Origin of the sequence: Marinicauda algicola (assembly GCF_017161425.1) — a bacterium.
In the GTDB taxonomy this organism is placed as follows: Bacteria; Pseudomonadota; Alphaproteobacteria; order Caulobacterales; family Maricaulaceae; genus Marinicauda; species Marinicauda algicola.
Window position 1 is genome coordinate 231,342 of sequence record NZ_CP071057.1, and the last position, 12,998, is coordinate 244,339.

Sequence of the window (12,998 nt, forward strand, 5' to 3'; positions counted from 1 at the left end):
CGGGATGGCTATCTACGAGGCCATGACCGGTCCGTCCCGCCCCCTTGCGCTGGAAGAGCGCGCCATCACCGGCGCGCGCCTGTCCTCGCCCAGTGCCGCGCGCAACAGCCAGGCGATCGCGCAGGCGCTTGCCGGCCTGTTGCCGCAAGGCGCCCGGGTGCTGGAGATCGCCAGCGGCACCGGCGAGCATGCGCTCGCCTGTGTGGCCGCCCGGCCCGACCTCACGTGGACGCCGAGCGATCCGGACGCGGCCTCGCGCGCCAGCGCCGACGACTGGGCGCGCGAGGCGGACGGGCGCATCGCGCCGGCTCTGGCGATCGACGTCACGTCGCCGGGCTGGGAGCGCGGGCTCGACGCGCCCGACGCGGTGTTCTGCGCCAACATGATCCACATCGCGCCCTGGCAGGCCGCAGAGGGCCTGTTCGACGGCGCCTCGCAGCTTCTGGGTCCCGGCGGCGCCGTCCATCTCTACGGCCCGTTCAGGGAGGGTGAGGCGACAGCCCCCTCCAATCTGGATTTCGACGCCAGCCTGAAGGCGCGCGATCCGCGCTGGGGCGTGCGCGAGCGCACCGAGGTCGAGGCCCTCGCGGCCCGCTGCGGCTTCGCGCCGGCCGGGCGCATCGCGATGCCGGCGAACAATCTCCTGCTCAGCTTTGCCCGCGAGGCAGGCGCATGATCGCGCTCGCGCTCCTGACCGGACTGACCGGCGTCGCGGCGGGTCTCTACATCGCCGCGCCGCTGCTCGCCGAGCGCCGCCGGGCCCTGGCGGGGATCGCCGCGGCCGGGGCGGTCGCGCTCGGCGCGTTCGGTCTCTATGCGGTCGGCGCCGCCCCGCACGTACCCGGCCAGCCCTACGGCGCGGTCGTGGAACGCCTTGCCGCCGCCGATCCTGCGACGCTTTCCCTCGAGGAGCAGGAAGAGCGCCTGCGCGCCCGGGTCCGGGCCGAGCCGGAGGATGGCGAGGCGCTCGCCCTGCTCGGCCGGCTGCTGGCGCGCACCGGGCGCGAACTCGAGGCGGTGGCGGTGCTCGAACGCGCGCTGCGCGTCGAGGAGGACCCCCGCGTGCTGTCCGATCTCGGCCAGGCCCTGGTCAATCTCAACGAGGGCGAGGTCACGGCGCCGGCCGAGCGCGCCTTCGCGCGCGCCCACGAGCTCGATCCCGCCCTTCCCGAGCCGGCCTTCTTCCTCGGCGCGGCATCCTACCAGCGCGGCGAACGCGAGGCGGCGGCCCGGCTCTGGGCCGGCATCCTCACCCGCCTGCCGCCCGCCGATCCGTTCCGCCAGGCCATCGCGGCGCGCGCGGCCGATTTGTTGTCGCGCCCGGCCGCCGGACCGCTGGACGCCGGGGCGCAGGCGCCCTTCACCGGCGAGGCGGGGGAGGATCCCGAAGCCCTGATCGCGGCGATGGTCGCCGGGCTCGAGACGCGCCTGCAGGACGATCCCGGGGATTTCTCCGGCTGGCTGACGCTGATCCGGGCGCGCGCGAGTCTGGGCGAGATGGACGCGGCGCGCGCCGCGTTCGAGGAAGCCGCCCGGCGCTTCGGCGGGGAGGGGCGCGAGATCATACTCGCCGCGCTCGCCCGCGCGCTCGGGATCGAGCCGCCCGCCGCCCCCGAACAGGAGAGTCGCTGATGCGCAAGGCCCGACGCCGTCTCTGGATCATCGCCGCGGCGGCGATCGTGCTCGCCGGGGCGGGCGCGCTCGCGAGCCTCGCCCTGCGCGACGCGATGGTGTTCTTCTACGCCCCCGGCGACATCGCCGAGAACCCGCCCCAGGCCGGCCAGCACATCCGTGTCGGCGGTCTCGTGGTGGAGGGCTCGGTGGAGCGCCCGGCCGAAGGCGGCGCGAATTTCGCCGTCACCGACGGACGCGCCGACCTGCGCATCGTCTATCGCGGCTCGCTGCCCGACCTGTTCCGGGAGGGCCAGGGGATCGTGGCCGAAGGCAGTTTCGGAGAGGACGGGGTCTTCGTCGCCGACACCGTGCTCGCCAAGCACGACGAGAGCTACATGCCGCCCGAGGTCGCCGATGCGCTCAAGGAGAGCGGGCTGTGGGAGGAAAGCGGGCGGGCCCGCTCGAGCGGCTACGAATACCGGCCGGCCGCCCGCGAGGGAGAGACCGGGCGATGATCGCCGAACTCGGCCGCTTCCTGATCGCGCTCGCCCTGACCGCCACGCTGGCGCAGATCGTCTTCGCCTGGCTCGGTGCCAACCGGGGCGGACAGGGCGGCCTGGCGCGCGCCGGCGAGGCGGCGGTGCGCATCGCGGTGTTCGCGGCCGCCTCGGCCTTCCTTCTGCTGATCGTCAGCTTCCTGCGTTCGGACTTCTCGATCGCCTATGTCGCGGGCCATTCCCATGTCGACAAGCCGCTGGTCTACAAGATCGCGGCGGCCTGGGGCGGACACGAGGGCTCGATGCTGCTCTGGTGCCTGCTGCTGGCGCTGTTCGGGTTCGCCATTTCCCGGATCGGGCCGGTCGACGACGCGCTGCGCCTGCGCGCGGTGAGCGTGCAGGGCATGCTGCAGCTGCTGTTCTTCGGCTTTCTCGCCTTCGCCTCGAACCCGTTCGACCGGGCGATTCCCGCTCCGATCCAGGGCGCGGACCTCAACCCGATCCTGCAGGACCCGGCGCTCGCGATGCATCCCCCGCTGCTCTACGTGGGCTATGTCGGCCTGTCGTCTGCGTTTGCCATCGCCGCGGCGGGCCTCGTCCAGAGGACGGGCGGGCGCGTGCTCGCCAGCGCGCTGCGCCCCTGGGCGCTCGGCGCCTGGACGAGCCTGACCGCCGGCATCGCGCTCGGCGCCTGGTGGGCCTATTACGAGCTCGGCTGGGGCGGCTGGTGGTTCTGGGACCCGGTGGAGAATGCCAGCTTCATGCCCTGGCTGCTCGGCGCGGCGCTGATCCACTCGGTGATCGCGACGGAAAAGCGCGGCGCCTTTCCCGGCTGGACGGTGTTCCTGGCGCTGCTGGCCTTCATCCTGTCCACCCTCGGCGCCTTCCTGGTGCGCTCCGGCGTGCTGACGAGCGTGCACGCCTTCGCGCTCGATCCCGAGCGCGGGGTGTGGATCCTGGGCATGCTCGCCCTGTCGGCGGTCGGCGGCTTCACCCTGTTCGCCCTGCGCGCCGGTTCGCTCGGCGAGGGGGAGGGCTTCGAGCCCACGAGCCGGGAGGCCTTCATCGGGGCGAACAACCTCCTGCTGGCCGCGAGCGCAGGGGTCGTGCTCGTCGGCACGATCTATCCGCTGATCATGGAGATGGCCGGCGGGGCGACGGTCTCGGTCGGCGCGCCCTATTTCAATGCCGCCGCGACGCCGCTGATGATGGCCGCGCTGGTGCTGCTGCCGCTCGCGCCCTTCCTGCCCTGGGCCAATGGCGGGGCGAAGCCGGGACTGAAGCAGATGCGCGCCGCCTTCCTGCTCCTGCCGATGGCGATCGCGGGCGCGGTCTTCCTCTGGTTCGGCGCACCGGTCATGGCGGTCATCGGCGGGGTGGTCGGCGTGTGGGTGATAACCGGGGCGGCGATGGACGCGCTCTCCGCCCTGCCCGCGGCGAAGACGCGTGCCTTGCGCTGGTCGGCCTCGGGCCGGGCGCTCGCCCATGCCGGGGCCGGGTTCATCGCGCTCGGCGCCGCGGCGGACGCCTCGCGCCCTCCCGAGCTGACCCGGGCGCTGGTTCCCGGCGAGACGATCAGCCATGCCGGCCATACGCTGACGCTGGAAAGCGTGCGCCGCGCCGACGGGCCGAACTATCTCGCCGACCGCGCGGTCCTGCGCCTTGAAGAGGGGGGCACGGTCCGGCCCGAACGGCGCTTCTACCCGGCGGCCGACCAGAACACGCGCGAGGTCGACATCCGCTCGCGCCCGGGCGGGGATCTCTATGTGGCGATCGGCGAGCCGCGCCCCCAGCCCGGTGGCGAGACCGGCTACGAGATCCGCATTGCCTTCCACCCCCTGATCTGGTCGCTGGGCCTCGGGGCCCTGCTGATCGTCGCCGGCGGGGGCCTGGCACTCGCCGGGCGCATAGCCGGACCGGTCATGCAGCGCCGGCGCAAGGCCGGCGAGACGGCGGCGCGCGAGGTGCCGGCATGAAGGCGCTGGTGCTGATCCTCGCGCTCGCCCTGCAGGCCGGCCCGTCATTGCCCCCAGAGGAGGAGGCGCGCGCCCAGGACCTGATGCGCGAGGTGCGCTGCATGGTGTGCGCGGGCCAGTCGATCGCCGATTCCGATGCCGCGATGGCGCAGGACATGCGCGTCTTCGTGCGCGAGCGCGTCGCGGCCGGTCAGAGCGACCGCGAGGTCCGCGATGCGCTGGTCGAGCGCTTCGGTCACGAGGTGCTGCTGCGTCCGCGCCTGGAGGCGCGCACCGCGCCCTTGTGGATCGCCCCGCTCATCTTCCTCGTTCTGGGAGGCGGGCTGCTCTACGCGACGATGCGCAAGCGAATGTGATCGCCCTGCGCCTTGCGGGCCGAGCCCGGCCTGCCTTTATCGATGCCCGGCGGCAAAGCGGAGACGAGACATGGCGAAGTCGAAGAAGGTGAGCTTCACCGGCGCGCTCGGCGAGACGCTCGATGCCCGGCTGGAGCTTCCGCTCGGTCCGCCGCGCGCCTATGCCATCTTCGCGCACTGCTTCTCGTGCTCGAAGAACATCCTCGCCGCCTCGCGCATTTCCCGCGCGCTGGCCGAGCGGGGCATCGCGGTCCTGCGTTTCGATTTCACCGGGCTCGGCGCGTCGCAAGGCGACTTCGCCAACACCAACTTCACCTCGAACGTCCAGGACCTGATCAAGGCGGCGGACTTCCTGCGCGACGAATATGCGCCGGCGACGCTCCTGGTCGGCCATTCGCTCGGCGGGGCGGCCGTGATCGCCGCGGCGCGCCAGATCGGCGAGATCGAGGCCGTGGCCACGCTCGGCGCTCCGGCCGACGCCGAGCACGTGAAGCGGCACTTCACCGGCAAGATCGAGGAGATCGAGGAGAAGGGCGAGGCCGAGGTCAACGTGGGCGGCCAGACCTTCAGGATCCGCAAGCAGTTCCTCGACGACATCGCGGGCAGGACGCTCGACGACATCGTCGCCGGTCTCGACGCGGCGCTGCTGGTCGCCCATTCCCCGCGCGACGAGGTGGTCGGGATCGACAACGCGACGCGCCTGTTCGTGGCGGCCCGGCATCCCAAGAGCTTCCTCAGCCTCGACGACGCCGATCACCTGCTGAGCGAGGAGGAGGACGCGCGCCATGCCGCGCGCGTCATCGCGGCCTGGGCCGAGCGCTACGCCTTCACCACACGCCTGCCCGACGCGCCGAAGGCGCCGCGAGAAACGGGCTCGGCGATGGTCAAGGAGACAGGTCTCGGGCGCTATCATTCCCAGGCCGTCGCCGGCCCGCATCATTTCTTCGTCGACGAGCCGCGCGGTGTCGGCGGCGACGATGGCGGGCCGAACCCCTACGAGCTCCTCTCCGCCGCGCTCGCCGCCTGCACCACGATCACGCTGCGCATGTATGCCAATCACAAGGACTGGGACTGCGCGGCGTTTTCCACCGAGGTGATCCACGAGCGCGAGAAGGGGGCAAAGCCCAACGAGGGCGCCGACATCTTCCACCGCGTCATCCGCGTCGACGAGGAGCTGGACGAGGCGCAATGGGAGAAGATTCTCGAGATCGCCAACAAGTGCCCGGTGCACCGGACCCTGGAACGCGGCACCACGATCAAGACTTGCAAGGGAGACTGATCGCTCCGAAATTGCTGATCGGTAATGATTCGGTAATGGAGCGGTGATCCGGTCCGCGTCATCAGTGCAGCCAACGTTGCCGTGTTCCGCGCGGCAGCCCGAACCCGCAAACAGGATGCTCTAATCCATGACCCTGAAGACCCCGATCCGCACGCTGTCCGCCGGTCTGGCCGCCGCGCTGCTGGCTGGCTCCGCCCTTCCCGCGCTCGCCACCGCGCAGGATGCGCGCCCGCTGTCCGCCGCGGTGCCCGAAGGCGCGCCGATGAGCTTTGCCGATCTCATCGAGCAGGTGAGCCCGGCGGTCGTCTCCATCGAGACGCGCGGCACGATCGAGCCCTCCGAGATGCCGGACATGGCTCAGCTGCCGCCGCAGTTCCGCGAGTTCTTCGAGCGCTTCGGCGGGGTGCCGATGCCCGAGGAGCCGCAGGAACGCCGCGCGCAGGGCTCGGGCTTCTTCATCTCGGCCGACGGGCTGGTCGTGACGAACTACCACGTCATCCGCGAGGCCGACGAGATCACCGTCGTCACCAAGGACGGCGATCGCCTGCCGGCCGAGATCATCGGCACCGACGAGCCGACCGACCTCGCCCTCTTGCGCGTCGAGGCCGGCGATGAGGGCTATCCCTTCGTCACGCTCGACGAGGACCCGGAAATCCGCGTCGGCGACTGGGTCGTGGCGGTGGGCAATCCGTTCGGCCTCGGCGGCACGGCGACGGCGGGCATCGTCTCGGCGATCGGGCGCCCGATCGGGGCGGTCTACACCGACTTCATCCAGCTCGACGCGCCGATCAACCGCGGCAATTCCGGCGGCCCGGCCTTCGACCTGGAAGGCAATGTCATCGGGGTGAACTCGGCGATCTTCTCGCCCACCGGCGGCAATGTCGGCATCGGCTTCGCGATTCCCTCCGACCTCGCCGCGAACGTGATCTCCCAGCTGATGGAGACCGGGGCGGTGAGCCGCGGCTATCTCGGCGTGCGCCCGCAGACCCTGACCGATGATCTGAAGGATGCGCTCGGCCTCGATCCCGACCTGGAAGGGGTACTGGTGCCCGAGGTGATCGCCGGCACTCCGGCCGCCGAGGGCGGGCTGGAGAACGGCGACGTGATCCTCGCGGTCAATGGCGAGCCGGTCGCGAACGCGATCGAGCTGACCCGCCGGATCGGCGCCTTCCCGCCGGGCGAGCGCGTGCGCCTTTCCATCCTGCGCGACGGCGAGGAGCGCACCGTGCGCGTGCGCCTGGCCGAACGTCCCGACGAGGAGACGCTGGCCAATGGCGGCGCCGAGCCCGACCAGGCCGACAGATTCTTCGGCATGTCGCTGGAGCAGGCCGACGCGGAAACGCGCGAGCAGCTCGAGATCGAGGGCGAGCGCGGCCTCCTGGTCGCGGGCGTCGCGCGCGGCTCGCAGGCCGCCGAGAAGGGCATCCGTCCCGGCGACGTGATCGTTGAGGCCGGCGGCGAGGACATGCGCACGGTCGCCGACTTCGACCGTGCCGCGAACCAGGCGCGCGAGCGCGGTCGCAACGCGCTGCTCGTGCTCGTCACGAGCCAGGCCGGCACGCGCTATGTCGCGCTTCAATTCGGCGAGGAGTAGGCCGCAAGGCCTCATACCTCGGGGGAGGACCTGAACCATGCGCCTTCTGATCATCGAGGACGACAAGGACGTCGCCTCATTCATGGCCCGCGGCATGCGCGAGGCGGGCCATGTCATCGACGCCGCCCATGACGGCGAGACCGGGCTCGAGATGGCCCGCGACGGCGGCTACGACGTGCTGATCGTCGACCGCATGCTGCCCAGGCGCGACGGGCTCTCGGTCATCGAGACCCTGCGCGGGGAGGGCGACCGCACGCCGGTGCTCATCCTCTCCGCGCTCGGCGAGGTCGACGACCGGGTGGAGGGCCTGAAGGCCGGGGGCGACGACTATCTCGTCAAGCCCTACGCCTTCGCCGAGCTGCTCGCCCGCGTCGAGGTGCTGGCCCGGCGCCGCGATCCGGACACGGTGAAGACCAGGCTGTCCGTCGGCGGCCTCGAAATGGACCTGCTCGCGCGCACCGTGAAGCGCGACGGCGAGGAGATCCTCCTGCAGCCGCGCGAATTCCGCCTGCTGGAATTCCTGATGCGCCATGCCGGCCAGGTGGTGACGCGCACCATGCTGCTGGAGAAGGTCTGGGACTATCATTTCGACCCCCAGACCAACGTCATCGACGTGCATATCTCCCGCCTGCGCTCGAAGATCGACAAGCCGTTCGAGGCGGACATGCTCCACACCGTGCGCGGTGCGGGCTATCGTCTCTCCGCGCCCTGACGCGGCGCGCTGAACGGATCGATTGAACGTGAGCTGGCGCCTGCCTGCCTTCGCGCGGACCACCGCCTTCCGGCTGACGCTGCTCTCGGCGGGGCTGTTCGCCCTGTCGAGCTTCGTCATCCTGACGCTGGTCTACGCCTATTCGGTAGGCGCCGCCGCGCGCCGGGCCGATGCGACGATCACCGAGGAGATCGCCGCGGTGGAGAAGCGCTTCGACCTGGACGGGCCGCAGTCGGCCTATCGGTATATCCTGCAGCGCTCGGTAGGGGGCTCGGAGTTCCTCTACCTGCTGATCGGGCCGGACGGCGAGCGCCTGACCGGCAACATCTCCGACCTGCCCACGACCCCGCCGGACGAGGAGGGCCGCGTGCGCTTCACCTACGACCGCGCGCCGGTCGACGGGGAGGAGACCGATGCGGTGGCGGGGCGCGAGGCGCGCGGACGCATCGCCGACCTGCCCGGAGGCTACGAGCTCTTCGTCGGGCTCGACATCGAGGAGGAGAGCCGGCTCGTCGCCGGCCTGCTCAACGCCATCCTGATCGCGTCGGGCCTCGCGCTCGCATTCGGGCTGATCTCCGGGGCAGTGGTCAGCCGGCGCTTCGCGGCGCGCCTGGAAAGCATCAACGCGGTCGCGCGCGAGGTCATGGCCGGCCAGCTCGCCAGCCGCGCCCCGCGCACCTTCTCCGGCGACGATCTCGACGACCTCGCGCGCCATTTCAACGAGATGCTCGACCGGGTCGAACATCTCATGCACCGCATGCGGACGGCCGGGGACTCCATCGCCCACGACCTGCGCCTGCCGCTGACGCGCATGCGCGGCCGGCTCGAGGCGGCCCTGGTGGAGACCGGCGATCTCGCCGACCGCGAGGCCGCGCTCGCCCAGGCGGTCTCCGACACCGACGAGCTGTTGAAGACCTTCAACGCCGTGCTCTCGCTCTCGCGCCTGCAGACCGGGGAGCGCCGGCGCGCCTTCGAGACGCTCGACCCGGCCGCCCTGCTGTCGGACATGGCCGAGCTCTACGAGCCGGTCTGCGAGGAGGCGGGCCTGGATTTCTCCACCGAGCTCCAGGATGGCCTTTCCATTCTCGGCGACCGCGAACTCGTCGCCCAGGCGGTGGCCAACCTCATCGACAACGCGGTGAAGTACACGCCGCAGGGCGAGGCGATCTGCCTGCGCGCGCGGCGCTGCGCCAACGGCGATGTGGAGATTTCCGTCACCGATACCGGTCCCGGCATCCCGCCCGAGGACCGGTCCCGCGTGCTCGAGCGCTTCGTGCGCCTGGAAAAGAGCCGCAACCTGCCCGGCGTCGGCCTCGGGCTCTCCCTCGTCCACGCCATCGCGGAGGTGCACGGGGCGCAGCTCTCCCTCGACGAGGGGCCGGGCACGCAGGACGCGCCGGGGCTCAGGGTCGCGCTGGTGTTTCCCAAGGTGAAGTAGCCTTGCCGGGCGCGCCCAAACCCGCCACCGTCGCGCCATGGCCGACCCCATCCCGCTTCGCATCACCGCCGATCTTCCCGTGTGCGATCCCGCCCGCGCGGAGCGCGCGCGCGGTCGGATCGCGCCTCAGGTGCTGGAGGTCTGGGACGGCGCGTCCGGCTTCGTCGACGCGGTGTTCGCCGCCTCGCCCTATCTCGGCCGCCTCGCGGCGCGGCGCAGCAACACCTTCCGCCGCCTCGCGGTGGAGAGCCCCGAAGCGGTGATCCGCGACGCCATCGCGGCCGCGCGAAGGGTGGCCGATCTCGCCGACGAGGGCGAGGCGCTTGCCGCGCTGCGCCGGGCCAAGGCCGATCTTCACCTCGCCACCGCACTTGCCGATCTCTCCGGCGCGTTCGAGCTGAAGCAGACCGTCGCCGCGATCACCGCCTTCGCCGACGCGGCGGTACAGGGCGCGCTCGGCGCCGCGGCGCGCCTGCGCGGGTTCGAGATCGCGGACGGCGCCAATCCCCTGCCGGGCTATTTCGTGCTGGCGCTCGGCAAGATGGGCACGGGCACGCTCAACTATTCCTCCGACATCGATCTCGTTGTGCTGTTCGAGCCCGATCTCATCGCCCCGCCGCCGGGCAGGGAGCCGCAGAAGGCGCTCGACCGGCTGACCCAGACCTGGGTCAGGCTGCTGACCGAGGAGACCGGCGAGCGCTATGTCTTCCGCGTCGACCTGCGCCTGCGCCCGGATCCCTCCTCCACCCCCGTGGCCATGAGCGCGGAGGCGGCGCGGCGCTATTTCGAGGCGGTCGGGCAGAACTGGGAACGCGCCGCCTACGCCAAGGCGCGCGTGTGCGCCGGCGACCGCGAGGCGGGGCAAGCCTTCCTGCGCGATCTCGAGCCCTTCATCTGGCGGCGTGCGCTCGACTATGCGGCGGTCGAGGACATTCGCGGCCTGGCCCGCCAGATCCAGCGCGTCGGGCGGCGCGCCGAGATCGAGCCGGCCGGCCACGACGTCAAGCTCGGCCGCGGCGGCATCCGCGAGATCGAGTTCTACGCCCAGGTCCTGCAGCTCGTGTTCGGCGGGCGCCGGCCGGCGCTGCGCGTGCCCGACACGGTGGGTGCGCTCGCCGCGCTCGCGGCGGAAAACCTGATCGAGGCGGAGGAGGCCGGCGAACTCATCGCCGACTACCGCTTCCTGAGGGATACCGAGCACCGCATCCAGATGCGCGAGGACGAGCAGACCCAGACCCTCCCGGAGGACCGCGAGGCGCGCGCCGCGGTGGCCGCGCTGATGGGCGAAGCCGATCTCGGGGCGTTCGACGAAGAGGTGCGCGCGGTGCTGACCCGCGTCCACTCCGCCTTCTCCGACCAGTTCGACGATGCCGAGAGCCTCGCCACCGGGGCCGGCAGTCTCGTGCTGTCGGGCGTCGAGCCGACGCCGGACACGCTGGAGACCCTGAAGGCGCACGGATTTTCCGATCCGGTCCAGGTCTGGAACCGGCTCGCCGGCTGGGCGGCGGGGCGCGCACGGGCGGGCCGTACGGAACGGGCGCGCCGGCTGTTCTCGCGCCTCGCCCCGCGCCTCGTGGAGGCGATCGGCAACACCGGGGATGCGGACGCGGCCTTCGCGCGCTTCTCCAAGTTCTTCGAAGGCCTGCCCTCGGGCGTGCAGCCGCTCTCGCTCCTGGTGAACCATCCCGAACTCGCCGACGAGCTGATCGCGATCCTGGGACTCGCCCCGCGCCTCGCCGAGATTCTCGCCCGGCGCCCGGAACTGCTCGACGTGATGCTGGAGCCGGGCTTCGCCCTGCCGCTGAAGGCCGGGGTCCGCGAGGCCCTCGCCGAACGCATGCGCCTGGTCGCCCCGCGCGGGGACCCGTTCGAGGCCGCGCTGAACCAGGCCCGCCGCGTGGCGCGCGAGGAGCGCTGGCGCATCGGGGCCCAGACGCTGCTGGGGCGGGCGACGGCCGGGGAGGCGGGGCGGGCCTATTCGGACCTCGCTGACGCCGCGGTCGAGGTCATGGCCGAGGCCGCCGCGGCCGAGGTCGCGCGCCGTCACGGCCCCCCGCCGGGGCGATGGGCGGTGCTCGGCCTCGGCAAGCTCGGCGGGCGCGAGCTGTCGGCCGATTCCGATCTCGACCTGATGGTGATCTACGACCCCGAGGCCGAGCGGTCGGAGGGCGAGCGCCCGATCGGCGCCGACGACTGGTTCACCCGCTTCACCCAGCGTCTCGTCGCCGCGCTGTCCGCCCCGACCGAGGAGGGCGATCTCTTTCCCGTCGACATGGCCCTGCGCCCCTCCGGCTCTGCCGGGCCGATCGCCGTGCGTCTGGCGCGCTTCGCGAGCTATTACGAGGAGGAGGCGTGGACCTGGGAGCGCATGGCGCTGACGCGCGCGCGCGTCGTCACCCACGCCCGGCTGGAGGACGACCTCGTCGCCGAGCTGGAGCGCGCCATCGCCCGCGACGCGGCCGCCGGGACGATCCGCACCGATGCCGCCGAGATGCGCGCGCGCCTGCTTCGCGACAAGCCGGCCAGGTCGGCCTGGGACCTGAAGCTGCGCGAGGGCGGGCTGATCGAGATCGAGTTCATCGCCCAGACCGCCCAGCTGATCGCGCGCCAGCGGATCTCGCCCTCGACCATTCTTGCCCTGGAGGGGCTGAAGGCGGCGGGCCGTCTGCCCGAGGCTGATGCCGACGATCTCGTCCGGGCGGTGCGCGACTATGCCGGCGTGACCCAGCTCGTCCGTCTCGCGCACGGCTCCGGCTTCGACCCGGACCACGCGAGCGGGCCCTTCGCCGGACGCCTTGCGGCGGTGGCCGGCTGCGGCGACCTCGCCGCCCTGGCGGAGCGTCTCGACGCCCATGCGAAGCGGGTGCGCGCGCTCTTCATCGCTCATGTCGGCATGCCGCAGTTCTCCGGCGACGGAAACTGAAGGACCCGGTCGTTCAACGCGTATGGGCTGGAACACCCAAACGAGGAGAATGACGATGAAACAGGTCCTGAAACTGTCCGCCGCCGCGCTGGTGCTCGGCCTCGCCGCGAGCGCCGTCGCTTCCGCCCAGCCGGGCGGGCGCCATCACGGCGAAGGCCATCGCGCCGGGCTCGCGCTCGCCCTGCTGGAAGTCGCCGATCTCGACGGCGACAACACCGTCACGCGCGCCGAGATCGAGACGCTCGAGGCGGAGGAATTCGCCTTCCGCGACCGCAACGCGGACGGCTATCTTGACGAGGCCGACGCCTCCCCGACGCTGCGCCGGATGATGGAGATCCGCGAGGAGCGCCGCGAGGAGGCCGGCATGGACGACGCGCCGCGCCACCGCTTCGGCCGGCGCGGACCTGGCCCGGAGGAGCGGCTGGAGGACCTCGATGCCGACAATGACGGCCGCATTTCGCAGGCCGAATTCACGCAGCGCCAGCGCCCGCTCTTCGAGCGGCTCGACACCGATGGCGACGAGGCGGTCACGCCCGCCGAACTCGATGCCGCGGTGGAGCGGGGCATGGAGCGCCGCGAGGCGCGCCTGTGGTGGCGCGACTAGGACTC

11 protein-coding genes are annotated in these 12,998 nt (G+C 71.9%); all 11 read left to right on the forward strand.

What is annotated here, in order from left to right; genetic code table 11:
* Positions 1 to 4 precede the first annotated feature (4 nt).
* The gene (locus JW792_RS01200; protein WP_241095022.1) at positions 5 to 676 is read left to right on the forward strand and encodes a DUF938 domain-containing protein; all 672 of its coding nucleotides are present in this window, start codon (positions 5 to 7) and stop codon (positions 674 to 676) included.
* Positions 673 to 1,632 carry a tetratricopeptide repeat protein gene (locus JW792_RS01205; RefSeq protein ID WP_135994470.1) on the forward strand — a complete coding sequence of 320 codons (960 nt, stop codon included), beginning with the start codon at positions 673 to 675 and terminating at the stop codon, positions 1,630 to 1,632. The genes JW792_RS01200 and JW792_RS01205 overlap by 4 nt, the downstream gene beginning before the upstream one ends.
* Positions 1,632 to 2,129, forward strand: a complete 498-nt coding sequence (gene ccmE / locus JW792_RS01210; RefSeq protein WP_135994469.1) for a cytochrome c maturation protein CcmE — start codon at positions 1,632 to 1,634, stop codon at positions 2,127 to 2,129. Before JW792_RS01205 ends, ccmE begins: the two co-directional genes overlap by 1 nt.
* Complete coding sequence (locus JW792_RS01215) at positions 2,126 to 4,087, forward strand: heme lyase CcmF/NrfE family subunit (RefSeq protein WP_135994468.1); 1,962 nt, start codon at positions 2,126 to 2,128, stop codon at positions 4,085 to 4,087. Before ccmE ends, JW792_RS01215 begins: the two co-directional genes overlap by 4 nt.
* On the forward strand, positions 4,084 to 4,443 hold the full coding sequence (locus JW792_RS01220; RefSeq protein ID WP_135994467.1) for a cytochrome c-type biogenesis protein: 360 nt from the start codon (positions 4,084 to 4,086) through the stop codon (positions 4,441 to 4,443). The genes JW792_RS01215 and JW792_RS01220 overlap by 4 nt, the downstream gene beginning before the upstream one ends.
* Before the next feature lie 70 nt (positions 4,444 to 4,513).
* Complete coding sequence (locus tag JW792_RS01225) at positions 4,514 to 5,722, forward strand: bifunctional alpha/beta hydrolase/OsmC family protein (RefSeq protein ID WP_135994466.1); 1,209 nt, start codon at positions 4,514 to 4,516, stop codon at positions 5,720 to 5,722.
* A 127-nt stretch (positions 5,723 to 5,849) separates the two neighbouring features.
* Positions 5,850 to 7,316 carry a Do family serine endopeptidase gene (locus JW792_RS01230; protein WP_135994465.1) on the forward strand — a complete coding sequence of 489 codons (1,467 nt, stop codon included), beginning with the start codon at positions 5,850 to 5,852 and terminating at the stop codon, positions 7,314 to 7,316.
* 37 nt (positions 7,317 to 7,353) lie between these two features.
* Positions 7,354 to 8,028 (forward strand): response regulator transcription factor, encoded by a 675-nt coding sequence (locus JW792_RS01235; protein ID WP_135994464.1) that lies wholly within the window; start codon positions 7,354 to 7,356, stop codon positions 8,026 to 8,028.
* A 28-nt stretch (positions 8,029 to 8,056) separates the two neighbouring features.
* Positions 8,057 to 9,466 (forward strand): sensor histidine kinase, encoded by a 1,410-nt coding sequence (locus JW792_RS01240; protein WP_241095023.1) that lies wholly within the window; start codon positions 8,057 to 8,059, stop codon positions 9,464 to 9,466.
* Between the two features lie 37 nt (positions 9,467 to 9,503).
* The gene (locus JW792_RS01245) at positions 9,504 to 12,389 is read left to right on the forward strand and encodes a bifunctional [glutamine synthetase] adenylyltransferase/[glutamine synthetase]-adenylyl-L-tyrosine phosphorylase (protein ID WP_135994463.1); all 2,886 of its coding nucleotides are present in this window, start codon (positions 9,504 to 9,506) and stop codon (positions 12,387 to 12,389) included.
* A 55-nt stretch (positions 12,390 to 12,444) separates the two neighbouring features.
* Complete coding sequence (locus tag JW792_RS01250) at positions 12,445 to 12,993, forward strand: hypothetical protein (protein ID WP_158291511.1); 549 nt, start codon at positions 12,445 to 12,447, stop codon at positions 12,991 to 12,993.
* Positions 12,994 to 12,998: the final 5 nt, after the last annotated feature.

Excerpts from the sequence above, each read along its gene's own strand:
- JW792_RS01200 (WP_241095022.1), top strand. The coding sequence starts at position 5 with ATGGCTATCTACGAGGCCATGACCGGTCCGTCCCGCCCCCTTGCGCTG.
- JW792_RS01205 (WP_135994470.1), top strand. The coding sequence starts at position 673 with ATGATCGCGCTCGCGCTCCTGACCGGACTGACCGGCGTCGCGGCGGGT.
- ccmE (WP_135994469.1), top strand. The coding sequence starts at position 1,632 with ATGCGCAAGGCCCGACGCCGTCTCTGGATCATCGCCGCGGCGGCGATC.
- JW792_RS01215 (WP_135994468.1), top strand. The coding sequence starts at position 2,126 with ATGATCGCCGAACTCGGCCGCTTCCTGATCGCGCTCGCCCTGACCGCC.
- JW792_RS01220 (WP_135994467.1), top strand. The coding sequence starts at position 4,084 with ATGAAGGCGCTGGTGCTGATCCTCGCGCTCGCCCTGCAGGCCGGCCCG.
- JW792_RS01225 (WP_135994466.1), top strand. The coding sequence starts at position 4,514 with ATGGCGAAGTCGAAGAAGGTGAGCTTCACCGGCGCGCTCGGCGAGACG.
- JW792_RS01230 (WP_135994465.1), top strand. The coding sequence starts at position 5,850 with ATGACCCTGAAGACCCCGATCCGCACGCTGTCCGCCGGTCTGGCCGCC.
- JW792_RS01235 (WP_135994464.1), top strand. The coding sequence starts at position 7,354 with ATGCGCCTTCTGATCATCGAGGACGACAAGGACGTCGCCTCATTCATG.
- JW792_RS01245 (WP_135994463.1), top strand. The coding sequence starts at position 9,504 with ATGGCCGACCCCATCCCGCTTCGCATCACCGCCGATCTTCCCGTGTGC.
- JW792_RS01250 (WP_158291511.1), top strand. The coding sequence starts at position 12,445 with ATGAAACAGGTCCTGAAACTGTCCGCCGCCGCGCTGGTGCTCGGCCTC.